Genomic DNA, 13,914 nt, shown 5'->3' on the forward strand with positions numbered 1-13,914 from the left:
CGAACCCGGAAGCTAAGCCTTACAGCGCCGATGGTACTGCAGGGGGGACCCTGTGGGAGAGTAGGACGCCGCCGAACAATCTTTGAGAAAACCCCCGCATCGGGCCGATGCGGGGGTTTTTTCGTGGCCGGGTACCGTAGCCCGTATGAACTACGTGATCCGGTCCGTGCGTCCGGAGGAGTGGCCGGCGGTGAAGGCGCTGCGGCTGCTCGCGCTGCAGGATCCGATTGCTCACCTCGCCTTCCTGGAGACGTACGAGGAGGCCGTTGCCCGGCCCGACTCCTATTGGCGGGAGCGGACGGCGCGGGCGGCCGAGGGGGCGTCGGACGTGCAGCAGATCGTCGCCGTAGCGCCGGACGGAGAATGGGTCGGGTCGCTGACCGTGCTGATCGAGGAGGCCGGGACGGAGGACTGGGCCGGCTGTCGGGTCGAGCGACGGCAGGCGCATGTCGTCGGTGTGTATGTGCGGCCCGAGTGCCGGGGGATCGGGCTCACCGAGGTGCTGTTCGACGCCGGGATCGAATGGGCGTGGGGGCGCGGGGGCGAGCGGGTGCGGCTCATCGTGCACGAGGACAACGGGCGGGCGCAGGCCTTCTACCGCCGGGCCGGGTTCGTGCCGAGCGGGGTGCTGGTGCCGCTCGGCGACGGGGACGAGCTGGAGTTGGAGTACGTGCTCGAGCGCTGACGCCCACGCGTCCGGGTCACACCGGGAGTTCGTCGTGCGGCCAGCGGCTGCGGGCCTGTTCGCGGGAGCGCAGGAGGGCCAGGGTGGGCATCCCCAGGTCGGTGCCCGAAGCCAGGAGGGCCGGAAGCAGGGGGAGCGGGGCCACGGCCGCGATGTCGTCCAGGACGAGGGTGAGTGGTGGGTCGAGGCGACCGGAGGATGACCGTTCGGCCATGCGCCGGCCGCGCTCGACCACGCTGGACGCGAGCGCGGTGAGCAGGGGCATCGCGCCCGGATTCGCCCGGGGGTCCTCGATGGACTCACCGACCATATAAAGCGTGCCCCCTTCGGCGACGAAGGAATCCAGGGCGAGCGCATCGGTTCGGTTGGGCGTGCAGGCCTCGCGGACGTTGACGGTGAACAGTGCGGACAGTGCACGGCCCGTCAGTTCGTGGGCCATGTCGCGGCGTTCGGGGTGAGCGGTGAGGGCCGCCTCCAGCTCCCCCGCGGCTCCCGGGGCCGCCTTGGGGTGGGTGCGGAGGGTGCGCACCGCCTCCTGGACCTGGGTGCCCTGGGCCCAGCGGTGGACGTGGCGGACGGTGCGGCCGTCGATGGCGGCGGCGTGGAGGTAACTGCGCAGCAGGGTCTCGGCGGTGTCGGCGAGGGCCTCGTCCAGCCGGGCGGTCGGGCGGACCGGGGCGAGGAGGGCGCCGGCGCGGGCGGTGGCCGTCCGCTTGTCCTCGCAGCCCGTGGTGGGGGACCAGTGCAGGCGGGACGGGGTGTCGCACAGGTGGGTGGGGTCGTAGAGGTGGACCGGGCCGAGCTTGGCGCGGGCGTCCTTCGTGTCCAGCCAGACGGCCGGGTTGGAGGTGAGGACGAGGGCGGGGCCCTCGGCGTCGCGGATGGCCTGGGCGGCCGTGGTGCGGCGGCTCTCGCGCGGAGAGACGACGAGGGCGTCCCGGCCGCCGGCCAGCGGGTCGCGTTCTCCGGCGAACCCGACGGTGACGGCCTCCGGCGCGGGAGCTGCGGGCTCGGTGGGGGCGGGGTGGTGGAGGCGCTTGTGCGGCTCCGGGGCCGTGCGGGGCGCCGGGACCTCGTCCAGGGGCGGCGGCGCCGGCGGGGCGGCTGCCGGCGGCGTCCGGGTGGCGCGTCCGTGGCGTCGTACGGCCCTCCAGCGGGCCAGGGTGCCCATGACGAACACGGTCAGGACGAGGAGCACCATCAGCTGCCCTATGAACAGCCCCCAGAACAGGCCGTACCCGGAGAGGGCCGTCTCCGGGGTGTCCGGCCAGGCGCCGGCGATGTCGTGGGGCTCGGCGACGAGATGGCGCATGGCGAGCGGGGTGCGGGTGAAGGTCACGTCCTCGGGCCAGCCGCCGTGCGCGAACACGCCGGCCAGGCCCGTCGCCGTCCAGGCCAGGGTCGTCGCGCCGAGCAGGAACGCGAGGATGCCGATCAGCAGCCCGTCCGGGATGCCGCCTTGGCCCTCCCGCTGCCGGTCGTCCGGTCTCACGTCGTACGCCCTCCTCTACGCCACGGTCGACTCGGAGTCGCCGAGGTGCTGTTCCATGAAGGCCGCGGCCCGCTCCTCCGCCTCCCGTTCGGCGGCGCGCAGGGCGTCGTCCTCCTTGTAGTCGGCCGAGGACTCGGTCATCGCGCGGTCGGTGAAGACGAGGGGGCGCTCGGTCTCGGTGACCAGGTGTTTGACGACCTGGACATTGCCGTTGACGTCCCATACCGCGATGCCGGGAGTGAGCGTCGGGATGATCTCCACGGCCCAGCGGGGCAGACCGAGGACCCGGCCGGTGGCTCTGGCCTCGTCGGCCTTCTGGGCGTAGATCGTCCGTGTCGACGCCATCTTCAGGATCGCCGCCGCCTCCTTGGCAGCCGCCCCGTCGACCACGTCGGACAGGTGGTGGACGACCGCCACGAAGGACAGGCCCAGCCGGCGTCCGAACTTCAGCAGCCGCTGGAACAGCTGTGCGACGAACGGGCTGTTGATGATGTGCCAGGCTTCCTCGACCAGGAAGATGCGCTTCTTGCGGTCGGGACGGATCCAGGTGTGCTCCAGCCACACGCCGACGATCGCCATCAGGATCGGCATGGCGATGGAGTTGCGGTCGATGTGGGAGAGGTCGAAGACGATCAGCGGGGCGTCCAGGTCGATGCCGACCGTGGTCGGGCCGTCGAACATGCCGCGCAGGTCGCCGTCGACCAGCCGGTCCAGCACCAGCGCCACGTCCAGGCCCCACGCCCGTACGTCGTCTATGTCGACGTTCATCGCCTCGGCCGACTCCGGCTCGGGGTGCCGTAGCTGCTCGACGATGTCGGACAGGACGGGCTGGCGCTCGACGATCGTCTCGTTGACGTACGCGTGGGCGACCTTCAGGGCGAAGCCGGAGCGTTCGTCCAGGCCGTGGCCCATCGCGACCTCGATGATCGTGCGCAGCAGGGCGAGCTGGCCGGTCGTGGTGATCGACGGGTCGAGGGGGTTGAGCCGGATGCCGTGGTCCAGGGCGGCCATCGGGTCCAGCCGGATCGGCGTTATGCCCAGCTCCTGGGCGATGAGGTTCCACTCGCCGACGCCGTCCTCGCCCTGCGCGTCCAGGACGACGACCTGGCGGTCCTTGAAGCGGAGCTGACGCAGCACGTACGTCTTCTCCAGCGCCGACTTGCCGTTGCCGGACTCGCCGAGGACCAGCCAGTGGGGGGCGGGCAGCTGCTGGCCGTACAGCTGGAAGGGGTCGTAGATGTAGCCCTTGCCGGAGTACACCTCGCGGCCGATGATCACGCCGGAGTCGCCCAGGCCGGGCGCGGCGGTCGGGAGGTAGACCGCCTGTGCCTGGCCCGTGGAGGTGCGCACCGGGAGCCGGGTGGTCTCGACCTTCCCGAACAGGAAGGACGTGAAGGCCTCGGTGACGACGGACAGCGGGTCCCGCATCAGGGCATCAACCCCTACCTTCGGATTCCGGTGGCGAACGGGAGCGTGTTCACGAAGGCCCGGTGGTGCTCGCGGTCGCACCACTCCAGCTTCAGATACGACTTTCCGGCCGAGGCCCGGATGGTGCGCTTGTCGCGGGCCAGCGCCTCCGGGGAGCGGGAGGAGACGGTGATGTAGCCGACCAGGTTCACGCCGGCCGCGCCGCTGGCGAGGTCCTCGCCGCGCTGGTCGAGTCGGGAGTGGGCGGCGATGTCGCGCGGGTCGACGGTGCGGTTCATCTTGGCGGCGCGGGACGCCTCGGCCTCGTCGTTGGTCTTCTCGGTGAGCATGCGCTCGATGGCGACCTCGGTGGGTTCGAGGTCCATCGTGACGGCGACCGTGCGGATCACGTCGGGGGTGTGGACGAGGAGCGGGGCCAGGAAGTTGACGCCGACGGGGGTCATCGGCCACTCCTTCACCCAGGCGGTGGCGTGGCACCAGGGGGCGCGGGTGGAGGACTCGCGGGTCTTGGCCTGGAGGTACGTCGGCTCCATGGCGTCCAGCTCGGCCGGCCAGGCGTTGCGCTTGGTCATCGCCTGGATGTGGTCGATGGGGTGGTCCGGGTCGTACATGGAGTGGATCAGCGAGGCGAGCCGGCCCTGGCCGAGCGGCTGGCGCACGCGGATGTCGGCCTCCTGGAGCCGGGAGCAGATGTCGGTCAGCTCGCGGGCCATGACGACGGCGAGGCCGGCGTCGCGGTCGACCTTGCCGCCGCGGGGGCGGGCGGCGCGGGCCATGGCGACGGCCTCGGCGGCCAGCTCGCGGGTGTAGTGCATGCAGGCGACGAGGTAGGCGCGGTGCTGCTCGCTGCTGGTGGACACCATGGACTGCAGCTGGTCGTACGACTCCTGGAGCCAGACCGGGGCGCGGTCGTTGCCGCGGACGGCGACGTCCTTGGCGTGGGCGTCGGGGTCGGCGGGCAGGGTGCGGGCGAGCATCTGGATGCGGGTGACGAAACCGTCGCCGTTGGCCACGTGCTTGAGCAGGGTGCCGAAGCGGTCGACCAGGGCTTCCTGGTCCTCGGAGTCGCGCAGGCCGACGCCGGGGCCCTCGATCTCGATGGCGGCGGTGACGGTCTTGCGGTCGGCGTGCAGCAGGACGGCGATCTCGTCGGGGCCGAACGGCGCGGCGAGCCAGGTGATCCGGCCGATGCCCGGCGGGGGGCCGACCTCGATCTCCTGGCCGTCGAGCCGGGTGCCGGCCTCCATGGCGGCGGAGCGGTAGGTGGCGCCGCTGCGGACGGTGCGCTTGTAGCTGCGGTTGATCTCGAACCAGCGGTAGAACGTGCGGTGCTTGTACGGCACGTAGACCGCGGCCAGCGCGATCATCGGGAAGCCCATCAGCAGGGCGATGCGCAGGGTGAGAACCGGGACGAGGAGCCCGCACATCATCCCCAGGAACGCGCCCACGATGATCAGCGCGATCTCACCGGTCTCGCGGTTGCGGCCGATGATCGCGTTCGGCCGGGCGCGGCCGATGAGATACGTACGGCGGGGCGTGACCGGATGGGACAGATGGGACTCGGTCGTCAACGCCCTTCACCTCCCGTGCGGTTGGTACTGCTGTTGCGGGTGTTGCCGGCGTGCGGGGAGTTCACCGGGCTCGGGGAGCGCGGTGCGGGGGCGGCGGAGGGGACCGTGCCGCCGCCCGCGTTCGAGGCGCGCGAGCTGTGCGCGGCGACGCCGCCGGAGGCCTGGTTGGCGGGGCGGGGCGCGCCGCCGCCGTTGTTGTCGGCCCGGGTGCTGTGGGTCTTGATGCCCTGGGCGACGAGGGTGGCGGGGGAGCTGATGACGGCGGCGGCCTTGCCCTCGGCGCCCTGCATGATGCGGTTGTTGCGGGAGTTCGCGATCTCGTCGCCGAAGCCGGGGACGAAGCGGTAGATCATCGCGGACGCGAAGATGGCGAGCAGGATGATCGCGAGGCCGGAGACGACGGCGGAGAAGGCGTCGGGGCCGTCGTCTGCGGAGAGCGCGCCGGCGAGGCCGAGGACGATCACGATGACCGGCTTGACCAGGATGACGGCGATCATGATGCCGGCCCAGCGGCGGACGTGACCCCAGAGGTTCTTGTCGACCAGGCCCGCGTAGACGACGGTCCCGAGGAGGGCGCCGACGTAGAGCAGGGCGGCGCGGATGACCAGTTCCAGCCAGAGGACGCCGGCGGCGAGGATCGACACCAGCGACACGACGATCAGCATGATCGGGCCGCCGCCGATGTCGTCGCCCTTCTCCAGGGCGGCGGAGAAGTTGCCGAAGAAGGTGTCGGTCTGGTCGCCGGTGCTCTTGGCGAGGACCTCGCTGATGCCGTCGGTCGCCGAGACGACGGTGTAGAGGATCAGGGGGGTGAAGGCGGAGGCGAGGACGGTGAGCCAGAGGAAGCCGATGGCCTCGCCGATGGCGGTGCTCAGCGGCACGCCGCGGACGGCCCGCTTGGCCACGGCCAGCAGCCACAGCAGGAGCGTGAGCACGGTGGAGGCGGCGAAGACGACGGCGTACTGCTGGAGGAACGTGGGGTTGGTGAAGTCGACGTCCGCGAAGTCGTCGACGGCCTTGGCGAGCTGGTCGACGGTCCAGGCGGCGGCGTCGGCGCAGCCCTGGGCGAGGGAGGAGAGGGGGTCGAGGGTGGAGGTGGGGTCGGTGAGGGTGCGGTTGTCGCCGTCTTTGGTGCGGGAGCCTCGTTCGCAGTAGTCCTTGGCGGGGCCGGCGATGAGCGCGCAAGGATCGCTGCTGTCCGTCGGGCTCGGCGTTGGCGTGGGACTGGGGGTGGGTGCCGCGACGGCCCGTGCGGCCAGCATCAGGGCAGCTGCCTGAGCGGCGGCCACGAAGCCGGTCAGCTTGAGCAGGTGGTGCCAGCTACCGGGCATACGTGAACCCTCCGAACTCGTTGACCGCCTTGCCGATCTCGTCGGCACCGGAAACGGGATTGTCCCCGTTGACGGGTGTCGGGCCGGTCTTCTGGCTGGTCTCCAGGACCTTCCAGTCGCCGTTCCATCGCAGCTTCATGGTCACCGTGAACCACCCGCTAGTGACGGGCTTCGTCGAGCCATCGCCTGCGAGCCCGAAGAGGCCGGTGCACCACACCTCGACGGTTGCCGCTCCCGCGTCGTAGGACGTGACTTTGGTGCCGGCCGGCATCGTGCGGTTGACGAACGTGGTGTCCTTCGGCGCGCTGCCGTCGTCATTCAGACCGATCGACTTCAGGAAGTCCGCCGAATAGTCCGCGTCGAAGCCTGACTGAAGTCTGTTCACGGCACTGGGATCGGCGATCGCCTGAACGATCTCGTGCCGCCTGGTTGTGTTGAACATGCCGTCGGAGCCCAGCAGGGAGGCATAGTTCGCCGCCGCACTCTGCGCCCCCTGCTCGTCATGCGCGAACCCCGTCGGGATGCCCTCGCCTCCCGTGCCCACCGGACGTTCGCCCGTCGCTGCCGTGGCAGCCGGGGCCGGCTTGTCCGTGGCCGGGGTGTTCGTGGTCGTGTCGTCGTCGCCGCGGTTCGCGAAGGCGATCGCGGCGACGAGGAGGACGACCACGCCGACCACCGTGACCAGGCTGCGGGACGACGAACGGGCGGGTCGGCGTGGGTCGCCGCCCGTGTCCGGCAGGTGGGTGCGCGTGTGGCCCGATCCTCCGTAACCGCCGGAGGGTCCTGGCTCGTCCCCGAGACTCATGCCGCGTACGCCCCCTCGACGTTGTACGACGCGTGGAAGTACGACGGTAGCCGGGCCGGCTGCCGTGCGGGCGCGGTGTGGTGACTGGACATCAGGGAAACGCAACCTCAGCCGGTGGGGCACGACGGGCGGGTGGACGGGTGGGACCGGGCGCGCCCGGAGCGGGCTGGAGGCGGTTACACGGCCATGCCGTACACGATGGTGAAGAGGGTGCCGAGCGAGCCGATGATGAACACGCCCGTCAGCCCGGCGATGATGAGGCCCTTGCCCTGCTCGGCGCTGAACGTGTCCCGCAGGGCCGTCGCGCCGATCCGCTGTTTGGCGGCGCCCCAGATGGCGATCCCCAGGCAGATGAGGATGGCGACGGCCATCACCACCTCGATCATCACCTTGGCCTCGGTGCCCAGGCTGCCGAAGGGGCCCCAGTCCGGAGCGATCCCGCCGATGATGGTGTTGATGTCTCCCTCGTCGGCCGCAAAGAGCATGTAAGTCACCGCCCCTGTTGGGTAGTTCCGCAGTCCCCCTGCCGTGCGCAGAGGTCAGGCCTCATTCTCGCCGACAATGCCGCCGTCGTATGTCGACTTGACGTCATTGCGTGGCGGGTTTCGTACGAATACCTCACATCGTCACTCTGTGTATCACGGCAGGTTGCGCCGGGCAACGAGGTGGAAGCGGAACCTGCTGTGTGGTTCCGTCGTTGAGCCTTTTCTCGCTGCCGGGTAAAGGCTAGCCCCACCCTCTACACTGACGTGGGCGGACTCCCGGGCAGTGAGGGGCGGTTGACGGTGCGTAAGGCCTGGATCGTGGCGGGCGCCGCCCTCGGGGGCGGGGTCGCGTTCGTGATGGTGCTGGTCGTCGGGGTCTACGTCGTCGCGGGGAACGTGGCGGGCGGTGCGGGCGGAGCGAGCCGGACGCTGGCCAAGGGGTCGGTGCCGGCGGCGTACCAGACGCTCGTGCAGCGGTGGGGGAATCTGTGCCCGGCCATCAACCCCGCGCTGCTCGCCGCGCAGCTGTACCAGGAGAGCGGCTTCAACCCGCGGGCCCAGAGCCCGGCGCAGGCGCAGGGGATCGCTCAGTTCATTCCCGGGACCTGGGCCACGCACGGCGTCGACGGCGACGGCGACGGCGACCGCGACGTGTGGGACCCGAAGGACGCCATTCCGTCGGCGGCGTCCTACGACTGCGAGCTGGCGAAGTACGTCAAGGACGTCCCCGGCGATCCCACGCACAACATGCTCGCGGCGTACAACGCGGGCGCGTACGCGGTGATCAGGTACGGGGGCGTGCCGCCGTACCGGGAGACGCAGAACTACGTCAAGACGATCACGACGCTCCAGGAGAGCTTCGCCGCTCCCGTCGGGCGGGTGGACCCGTCCGAGCAGGCCGCCGGGGCGATCCACTTCGCGCAGAAGAAGCTGGGGACCCCGTATCTGTGGGGCGGCAACGGCACGCCCGAGCACGGCGGGCGGTTCGACTGCTCCGGGCTGACCAAGGCGGCGTACGAGAGTGTGGGGATCACGCTGCCGCGTGTCGCCAACGATCAGTACAACGCCGGGCCGCATCCCTCGCGCGAGGAGCTGTTGCCGGGGGACCTGGTGTTCTTCTCTGACGATCTGACCAACTCCCGGGCCATCCGGCACGTGGGGATCTACGTCGGCGGCGGGTACATGATCGACGCGCCGCGGACGGGTGCGGTGATCCGGTTCACGCCCATCGACACCCCGGACTACTTCGGGGCCACGCGGGTCACCGAAGATGGCGCAAAAGCGCTCCCCACGAGGGTGTGAAATCGCCCTTCACCGATCGTGAACCACAGCCCTGAGCTGCGACGATGTATCTCTCTTCGATAACGTCTGCGTGATCATTCCGTGGAATGCGGAACGCGGGGACCGTGGTCGTGCGTTCCTGGTGACGTAGCCGAGTGAACGGGCCGACGAGCGCGGCTCCACGAGGACCACGGGGGTGGCGGACGGCACACGCAGACGTGTGCCGGCGAGACGACGACGAAGGGGCCGCTGCACCATGGCTGGACTCGCGCAATCCGGGTCGAACCCCGACGTCGAGTTGCTGTACGACATCAACGGCCTGGCCAAGGACGCGCCGGGCTGGTTCGACCGGGTCGTGGCCCATGTCGGCGAGTACGGGCTGCTGGTGGCGCTGGTGCTGCTGGTGCTGGGCTGCTGGTGGACCGTGCGGCGGCGGGGCGGTGAGGAGGCGGCCGGGTCCGTGGCCGCGCTGGTCTGGGCGCCGCTGGCCGCGGGCGTCGCGGTGCTGGTGAACGTGCCGATACGCGGGTTCGTCGAGCGGCCCCGGCCCTTCCGGAGTCATCACGGGCTCGACGTGCTGATCGGCGGGAAGACCGACTTCTCCTTCGTCAGCGACCACGCGACCATCGCCATGGCCCTCGGGGTCGGACTCTTCGTCGCCCACCGGACGTTCGGGCTCGTCGGCATAGGCCTGGCCCTGCTCGAAGGGTTCTGCCGGGTCTACATGGGCGTGCACTACCCGACGGACGTGATCGGCGGCTTCGCCCTCGGCACGGCGGTCGCGCTGCTGCTCTCGCCGCTCGCCATGGCGCTGCTCACGCCGGTCGCCAAGGCGGTCGAGCGGTCACCGCGGGCGGGGCGGCTGATCCGCCGGCGTTCGTCCGTGGCGAGCCGGGAGGCCCGGATCCCGGGGGCGCGCACGGAGGCCACGGGGCCGGAGGAGAGGGACTTGGCCGCCTGACGGTCGCCCAGGAGCGTGCCTGCCTCGCCCGTTGCGGAGGGCTTCCGGTCCGGTGGTCGGGCGGGGTGGCCTCTGCTTCGAGTGGCGGTCCGCTGGTCGGGCGGGGCGGCTTCCCGGACCGGGTGGCGGTCCGGTCGCAGGCCGGCGCGGTGACCGGGTCGGGCCGGTGGTGCGACGGCGGCTGTCCGGGTACCCGTGCGGCGGTTTACGGCGGTTTTGGTTGCGGGGCCCCAGGGCGGCTGGTCCGCTTGGGGACGGAGGTTCGGTCGCAGGCTGTAGGGGCGGAAATCCGTCACCCGGTTCCGGTTGGGCCAGGCGGTAGGTGATCCGGCCGGGCGGGCCTTGGACCGGAACCTCTGCGTGCTCTCCCCGTAAGCATTCCGTGACCTAACCACACCGACCACAGGGGTTCACCCTCCGTTCACTTACGGCCATAGGTGGCTTCACCTGATCTGCCTAATTTCGGCCTTACCTGATGACGAGCGCAATTCCCGTTGCGTCCGCGTCGACCAGACCTCGCACGCCGCCGGATTCAGGACGGCGGCTCCTGGAAGGAACTCCCGAAAGTGAAGCTTCAGCGCATGAACCGGCGGGCCCTCACCCTCGGTGCTCTCGCCGTCTCCGGCGCCCTGGCCCTCACGGCGTGCGGCTCGGACGACACCGGCGCCAAGGACGGGGAGTCGTCGTCGGCGAGCGCCGCCGCCCCCGGCTCCATCAAGTGTGACGGCGCCACCGGCCAGCTGCTGGCCGACGGCTCGTCCGCGCAGAAGAACGCGATCGACGCCTGGGTCAAGCAGTTCACCGCTGCCTGCAAGGGCGTGCAGATCAACTACAAGGGCAGCGGCTCCGGCGCCGGCATCACCGCCTTCACGCAGGGCCAGGTCGCCTTCGCCGGCTCCGACTCCGCGCTGGACGAGGAAGAGATCGCCGCCTCCAAGGAGGTCTGCAAGGGCGGTCAGGGCATCGACCTCCCCATGGTCGGCGGCCCGATCGCGCTGGCGTACAACATCCCGGGTGTCGACAACCTGGTGCTGGACGCCCCCACCATCGCGAAGATCTTCGACAGCAAGATCACCAAGTGGAACGACGCCGCGATCAAGAAGCTCAACCCCGACGTCGAGCTGCCCGACCTCAAGATCCAGGCGTTCCACCGCTCGGACGAGTCCGGCACCACGGACAACTTCACCAAGTACCTGATCGCCACCACCCCCGAGAACTGGAAGTACGAGGGCGGTAAGGCCTGGCAGGCGAAGGGCGGCCAGTCGGCGTCCGGCTCCTCCGGTGTCGCCCAGCAGGTCTCCCAGGTCTCCGGCGCCATCAGCTACATGGAGCTGTCCTACGCCGAGGGCATGGGCGTCGTCGCCATCGACACGGGTGCCGCCGAGCCGGTGAAGGCCTCCACCGACTCCGCCACCGCCGCCATCGCGGACGCCAAGGTCGTCGGCCAGGGCCAGGACCTCGCGCTCGAGATCAACTACAAGACCAAGGCCGAGGGCGCGTACCCGATCACCCTGGTCACCTACGAGATCGTCTGCGACAAGGGCAACAAGGCGGACACGCTGCCCACCACGAAGGCGTTCCTCAACTACATCGCCAGCGAGGAGGGCCAGGGCCTGCTCGCCGACGCCGGCTACGCCCCGATCCCCGACGAGATCATCGCCAAGGTCCGCACCACCATCCAGGGCCTGAGCTGACCTGAGTGTGCGGCCCCGGTCCCGCTCCCACCGCAGGGGACCGGGGCCGCACACCGTCCGGTGCACCGCCGCCAGGAGCCGTACGCCACGTCCGGCTCCGCAGACCGGAGAACCCGATGGACATAACCACACAGCACACCGACACACCTCCTCCCCTGCCAACGCCGAGCGTGGCCGAGCAGAAGGCCGCCGCGCGCGGCGCCACCCGGCCCGGTGACAAGATCTTCCTCGCCCTGTCCCGCGGGTCGGGCATCCTGCTGCTGGCCGTCATGGCCGCGATCGCCGTCTTCCTGACGTACCGGGCGACCCTCGCCATCAGCGAGAACGAGGGCAACTTCCTCACCACCTTCGAGTGGGAGACGCGCAGCCAGCCGCCGGTCTTCGGCATCGCCGTGCTGGCCTTCGGCACCGTGGTCTCCTCGATCATCGCCATGGCCATCGCCGTCCCCGTCTCGGTGGCCATCGCCCTGTTCCTGACCCACTACGCCCCGCGCAAGCTGGGCGGTCCGATCGCCTACGTGATCGACCTGCTCGCCGCCGTGCCGTCCATCGTGTACGGCCTGTGGGGCGCGCTGATCCTCGTGCCTCAGATGGACGGGCTGTTCTCCTGGCTCGACGAGTACTTCGGCTGGACCGGCATCTTCTCGTGGGAAGAGGGCCCGGCGCGCTCGATGCTCACCGTCGGCATCCTGCTCGCGATCATGATCCTGCCGATCATCACCAACGTGAGCCGCGAGGTCTTCCGCCAGGTCCCGCAGATGCACGAGGAGGCGGCCCTGGCCCTCGGCGCCACGCGCTGGGAGGTCATCCGCATGGCGGTGCTGCCCTTCGGCCGCTCCGGCGTGATCTCCGCCTCGATGCTCGGTCTCGGCCGCGCGCTCGGCGAGACGATGGCCGTCGCCACCGTGCTCTCGCCCAGCTTCGACATCCAGGTCAGCCTGCTCGACGCGGGCGGCGGCACCTTCGCCCAGAACATCGCCGCCAAGTTCGGTGAGGCGGACGAGTTCGGTCGCGACGCGCTGATCGCCTCCGGTCTCGTCCTGTTCGTCATCACCCTGCTGGTCAACGGTGCGGCCCGCGCGATCATCGCCCGCCGCAAGGAGTACTCGGGGGCCAACGCATGAGCCACGTCCTCACCGACAAGCGCCCCAGCTCGCTGCGCGGCGCCACCCTGCCGAAGTGGGCGCCGTACGCGATCGCCGCCGGCTCGGTCGCCGTCGGGATCGGCATCGGACTCGCCGCCGGGCTGCACAGCCGGGTGCAGTGGGGTCTGATCGCCGCGATCCTGTACGTGCTCGGCACGTTCGCCATCGCCACCTCCGTCGAGGGCAAGCGGCAGGCCAAGGACCGCGTCGCCACCTCGCTGGTCTGGGTCTCCTTCCTGATCGCCGTCGTCCCGCTCGCCTCCCTCGTGTGGGCGACCGTCGAGCGCGGCACGAAGGTCCTCGACGTCTACTTCCTCACCCACTCGATGGGCGTCGTCGGTGACCGCGAGGTCGGCGGCGGCATCTACCACGCCATCATCGGCAGCCTCGAGCAGGTCGGCCTCGCCACCCTGATCGCCGCGCCGATCGGTGTGCTCACCGCGATCTACCTGGTCGAGTACGGGCGCGGTCACCTCGCCCGTGCGGTCACCTTCTTCGTCGACGTCATGACGGGCATCCCGTCGATCGTCGCGGGTCTGTTCATCCTCTCGATCATGCTGATGTTCGAGATGCAGCCCTTCGGCTTCGCCGGGTCGCTGGCGCTGGCGATCCTGATGATGCCGGTCGTGGTGCGCTCCACGGAGGAGATGCTCAAGCTCGTCCCGAACGAGCTGCGCGAGGCGTCCCTGGCGCTGGGCGTGCCCAAGTGGCGCACGATCCTGAAGATCGTCCTGCCCACCGCGATCGGCGGCATCACCACCGGCATCATGCTGTCGGTCGCCCGTATCGCCGGTGAGACCGCTCCCGTGCTGCTGTTGGTCTTCGGCAACCCGTTCATCAACAACAACCCGTTCGAAGGCGCTCAGGCCTCGCTGCCGCTGTACATCTACCAGCAGTACCAGCAGAGCGCGGGCGCGGAGCCGGCGTTCGACCGTGCCTGGGCGGCGTCCCTGACGCTGATCGCCTTCGTGATGATCCTGAACCTGCTGGCCCGCGGCATCGCGCGCTGGAAGGCTCCGAAGACCGGTCGCTGACG

At 70.3% G+C, this 13,914-nt stretch carries 12 protein-coding genes and 1 rRNA gene; 7 read left to right on the plus strand and 6 right to left on the minus strand.

Going from position 1 to position 13,914, the window contains the following annotated elements; genetic code table 11:
* Window positions 1–77: ribosomal RNA gene (gene rrf / locus ABZY13_RS27660) — 5S ribosomal RNA — on the plus strand; the annotation flags it as partial.
* Window positions 78–145: 68 nt separating this feature from the next.
* Window positions 146–685, plus strand: coding sequence for a GNAT family N-acetyltransferase (locus ABZY13_RS27665; RefSeq protein WP_356635399.1), 540 nt, complete (start codon window positions 146–148; stop codon window positions 683–685).
* Window positions 686–701: 16 nt separating this feature from the next.
* Here ABZY13_RS27665 and ABZY13_RS27670 read toward each other — a convergent pair whose 3' ends face one another.
* The 6 genes from ABZY13_RS27670 to ABZY13_RS27695 form a co-directional block, all read right to left on the minus strand.
* A complete protein-coding gene (locus ABZY13_RS27670; protein ID WP_356635401.1) occupies window positions 702–2,177 on the minus strand; it encodes a type VI secretion protein in 1,476 nt (491 codons plus the stop codon).
* A gap of 15 nt (window positions 2,178–2,192) precedes the next feature.
* Complete coding sequence (locus ABZY13_RS27675; protein ID WP_356635403.1) at window positions 2,193–3,605, minus strand: ATP-binding protein; 1,413 nt, start codon at window positions 3,603–3,605, stop codon at window positions 2,193–2,195.
* A gap of 14 nt (window positions 3,606–3,619) precedes the next feature.
* Window positions 3,620–5,176, minus strand: a complete 1,557-nt coding sequence (locus ABZY13_RS27680; RefSeq protein WP_356635405.1) for an SCO6880 family protein — start codon at window positions 5,174–5,176, stop codon at window positions 3,620–3,622.
* Entirely contained in the window at window positions 5,173–6,507 is a 1,335-nt protein-coding gene (locus tag ABZY13_RS27685) for a hypothetical protein (protein WP_356635407.1), read from the minus strand. Before ABZY13_RS27685 ends, ABZY13_RS27680 begins: the two co-directional genes overlap by 4 nt.
* Window positions 6,497–7,312: a hypothetical protein gene (locus ABZY13_RS27690; protein ID WP_356635409.1), complete on the minus strand. Its 816-nt coding sequence runs from the start codon at window positions 7,310–7,312 to the stop codon at window positions 6,497–6,499. The genes ABZY13_RS27685 and ABZY13_RS27690 overlap by 11 nt, the downstream gene beginning before the upstream one ends.
* A 176-nt stretch (window positions 7,313–7,488) precedes the next feature.
* Window positions 7,489–7,797, minus strand: a complete 309-nt coding sequence (locus ABZY13_RS27695) for a hypothetical protein (RefSeq protein ID WP_356635412.1) — start codon at window positions 7,795–7,797, stop codon at window positions 7,489–7,491.
* A 294-nt stretch (window positions 7,798–8,091) separates the two neighbouring features.
* Between ABZY13_RS27695 and ABZY13_RS27700 the strand changes: the two genes are divergently transcribed.
* From ABZY13_RS27700 to pstA, 5 genes are all read left to right on the plus strand, one after another.
* Complete coding sequence (locus ABZY13_RS27700) at window positions 8,092–9,099, plus strand: bifunctional lytic transglycosylase/C40 family peptidase (RefSeq protein ID WP_356635414.1); 1,008 nt, start codon at window positions 8,092–8,094, stop codon at window positions 9,097–9,099.
* Window positions 9,100–9,334: 235 nt separating this feature from the next.
* The gene (locus ABZY13_RS27705) at window positions 9,335–10,039 is read left to right on the plus strand and encodes a phosphatase PAP2 family protein (protein WP_356635416.1); all 705 of its coding nucleotides are present in this window, start codon (window positions 9,335–9,337) and stop codon (window positions 10,037–10,039) included.
* Between the two features lie 566 nt (window positions 10,040–10,605).
* Entirely contained in the window at window positions 10,606–11,733 is a 1,128-nt protein-coding gene (pstS, locus tag ABZY13_RS27710; protein ID WP_356635418.1) for a phosphate ABC transporter substrate-binding protein PstS, read from the plus strand.
* 116 nt (window positions 11,734–11,849) lie between these two features.
* Entirely contained in the window at window positions 11,850–12,857 is a 1,008-nt protein-coding gene (gene pstC, locus ABZY13_RS27715) for a phosphate ABC transporter permease subunit PstC (protein ID WP_356635420.1), read from the plus strand.
* The gene (gene pstA / locus ABZY13_RS27720; RefSeq protein ID WP_356635422.1) at window positions 12,854–13,912 is read left to right on the plus strand and encodes a phosphate ABC transporter permease PstA; all 1,059 of its coding nucleotides are present in this window, start codon (window positions 12,854–12,856) and stop codon (window positions 13,910–13,912) included. The genes pstC and pstA overlap by 4 nt, the downstream gene beginning before the upstream one ends.
* Window positions 13,913–13,914 lie beyond the last annotated feature (2 nt).

Source organism: Streptomyces sp. NPDC006610 (genome assembly GCF_040611575.1).
GTDB lineage: Bacteria > Actinomycetota > Actinomycetes > Streptomycetales > Streptomycetaceae > Streptomyces.

What these genes read in the sequence shown, in the direction of transcription:
- ABZY13_RS27665 (WP_356635399.1), top strand. Translation starts at nt 146, where the DNA reads ATGAACTACGTGATCCGGTCCGTGCGTCCGGAGGAGTGGCCGGCGGTG.
- ABZY13_RS27675 (WP_356635403.1), bottom strand. Translation starts at nt 3,605, where the DNA reads ATGCGGGACCCGCTGTCCGTCGTCACCGAGGCCTTCACGTCCTTCCTG.
- ABZY13_RS27695 (WP_356635412.1), bottom strand. Translation starts at nt 7,797, where the DNA reads ATGCTCTTTGCGGCCGACGAGGGAGACATCAACACCATCATCGGCGGG.
- ABZY13_RS27705 (WP_356635416.1), top strand. Translation starts at nt 9,335, where the DNA reads ATGGCTGGACTCGCGCAATCCGGGTCGAACCCCGACGTCGAGTTGCTG.
- pstA (WP_356635422.1), top strand. Translation starts at nt 12,854, where the DNA reads ATGAGCCACGTCCTCACCGACAAGCGCCCCAGCTCGCTGCGCGGCGCC.
- ABZY13_RS27690 (WP_356635409.1), bottom strand. Translation starts at nt 7,312, where the DNA reads ATGAGTCTCGGGGACGAGCCAGGACCCTCCGGCGGTTACGGAGGATCG.
- ABZY13_RS27685 (WP_356635407.1), bottom strand. Translation starts at nt 6,507, where the DNA reads ATGCCCGGTAGCTGGCACCACCTGCTCAAGCTGACCGGCTTCGTGGCC.
- pstC (WP_356635420.1), top strand. Translation starts at nt 11,850, where the DNA reads ATGGACATAACCACACAGCACACCGACACACCTCCTCCCCTGCCAACG.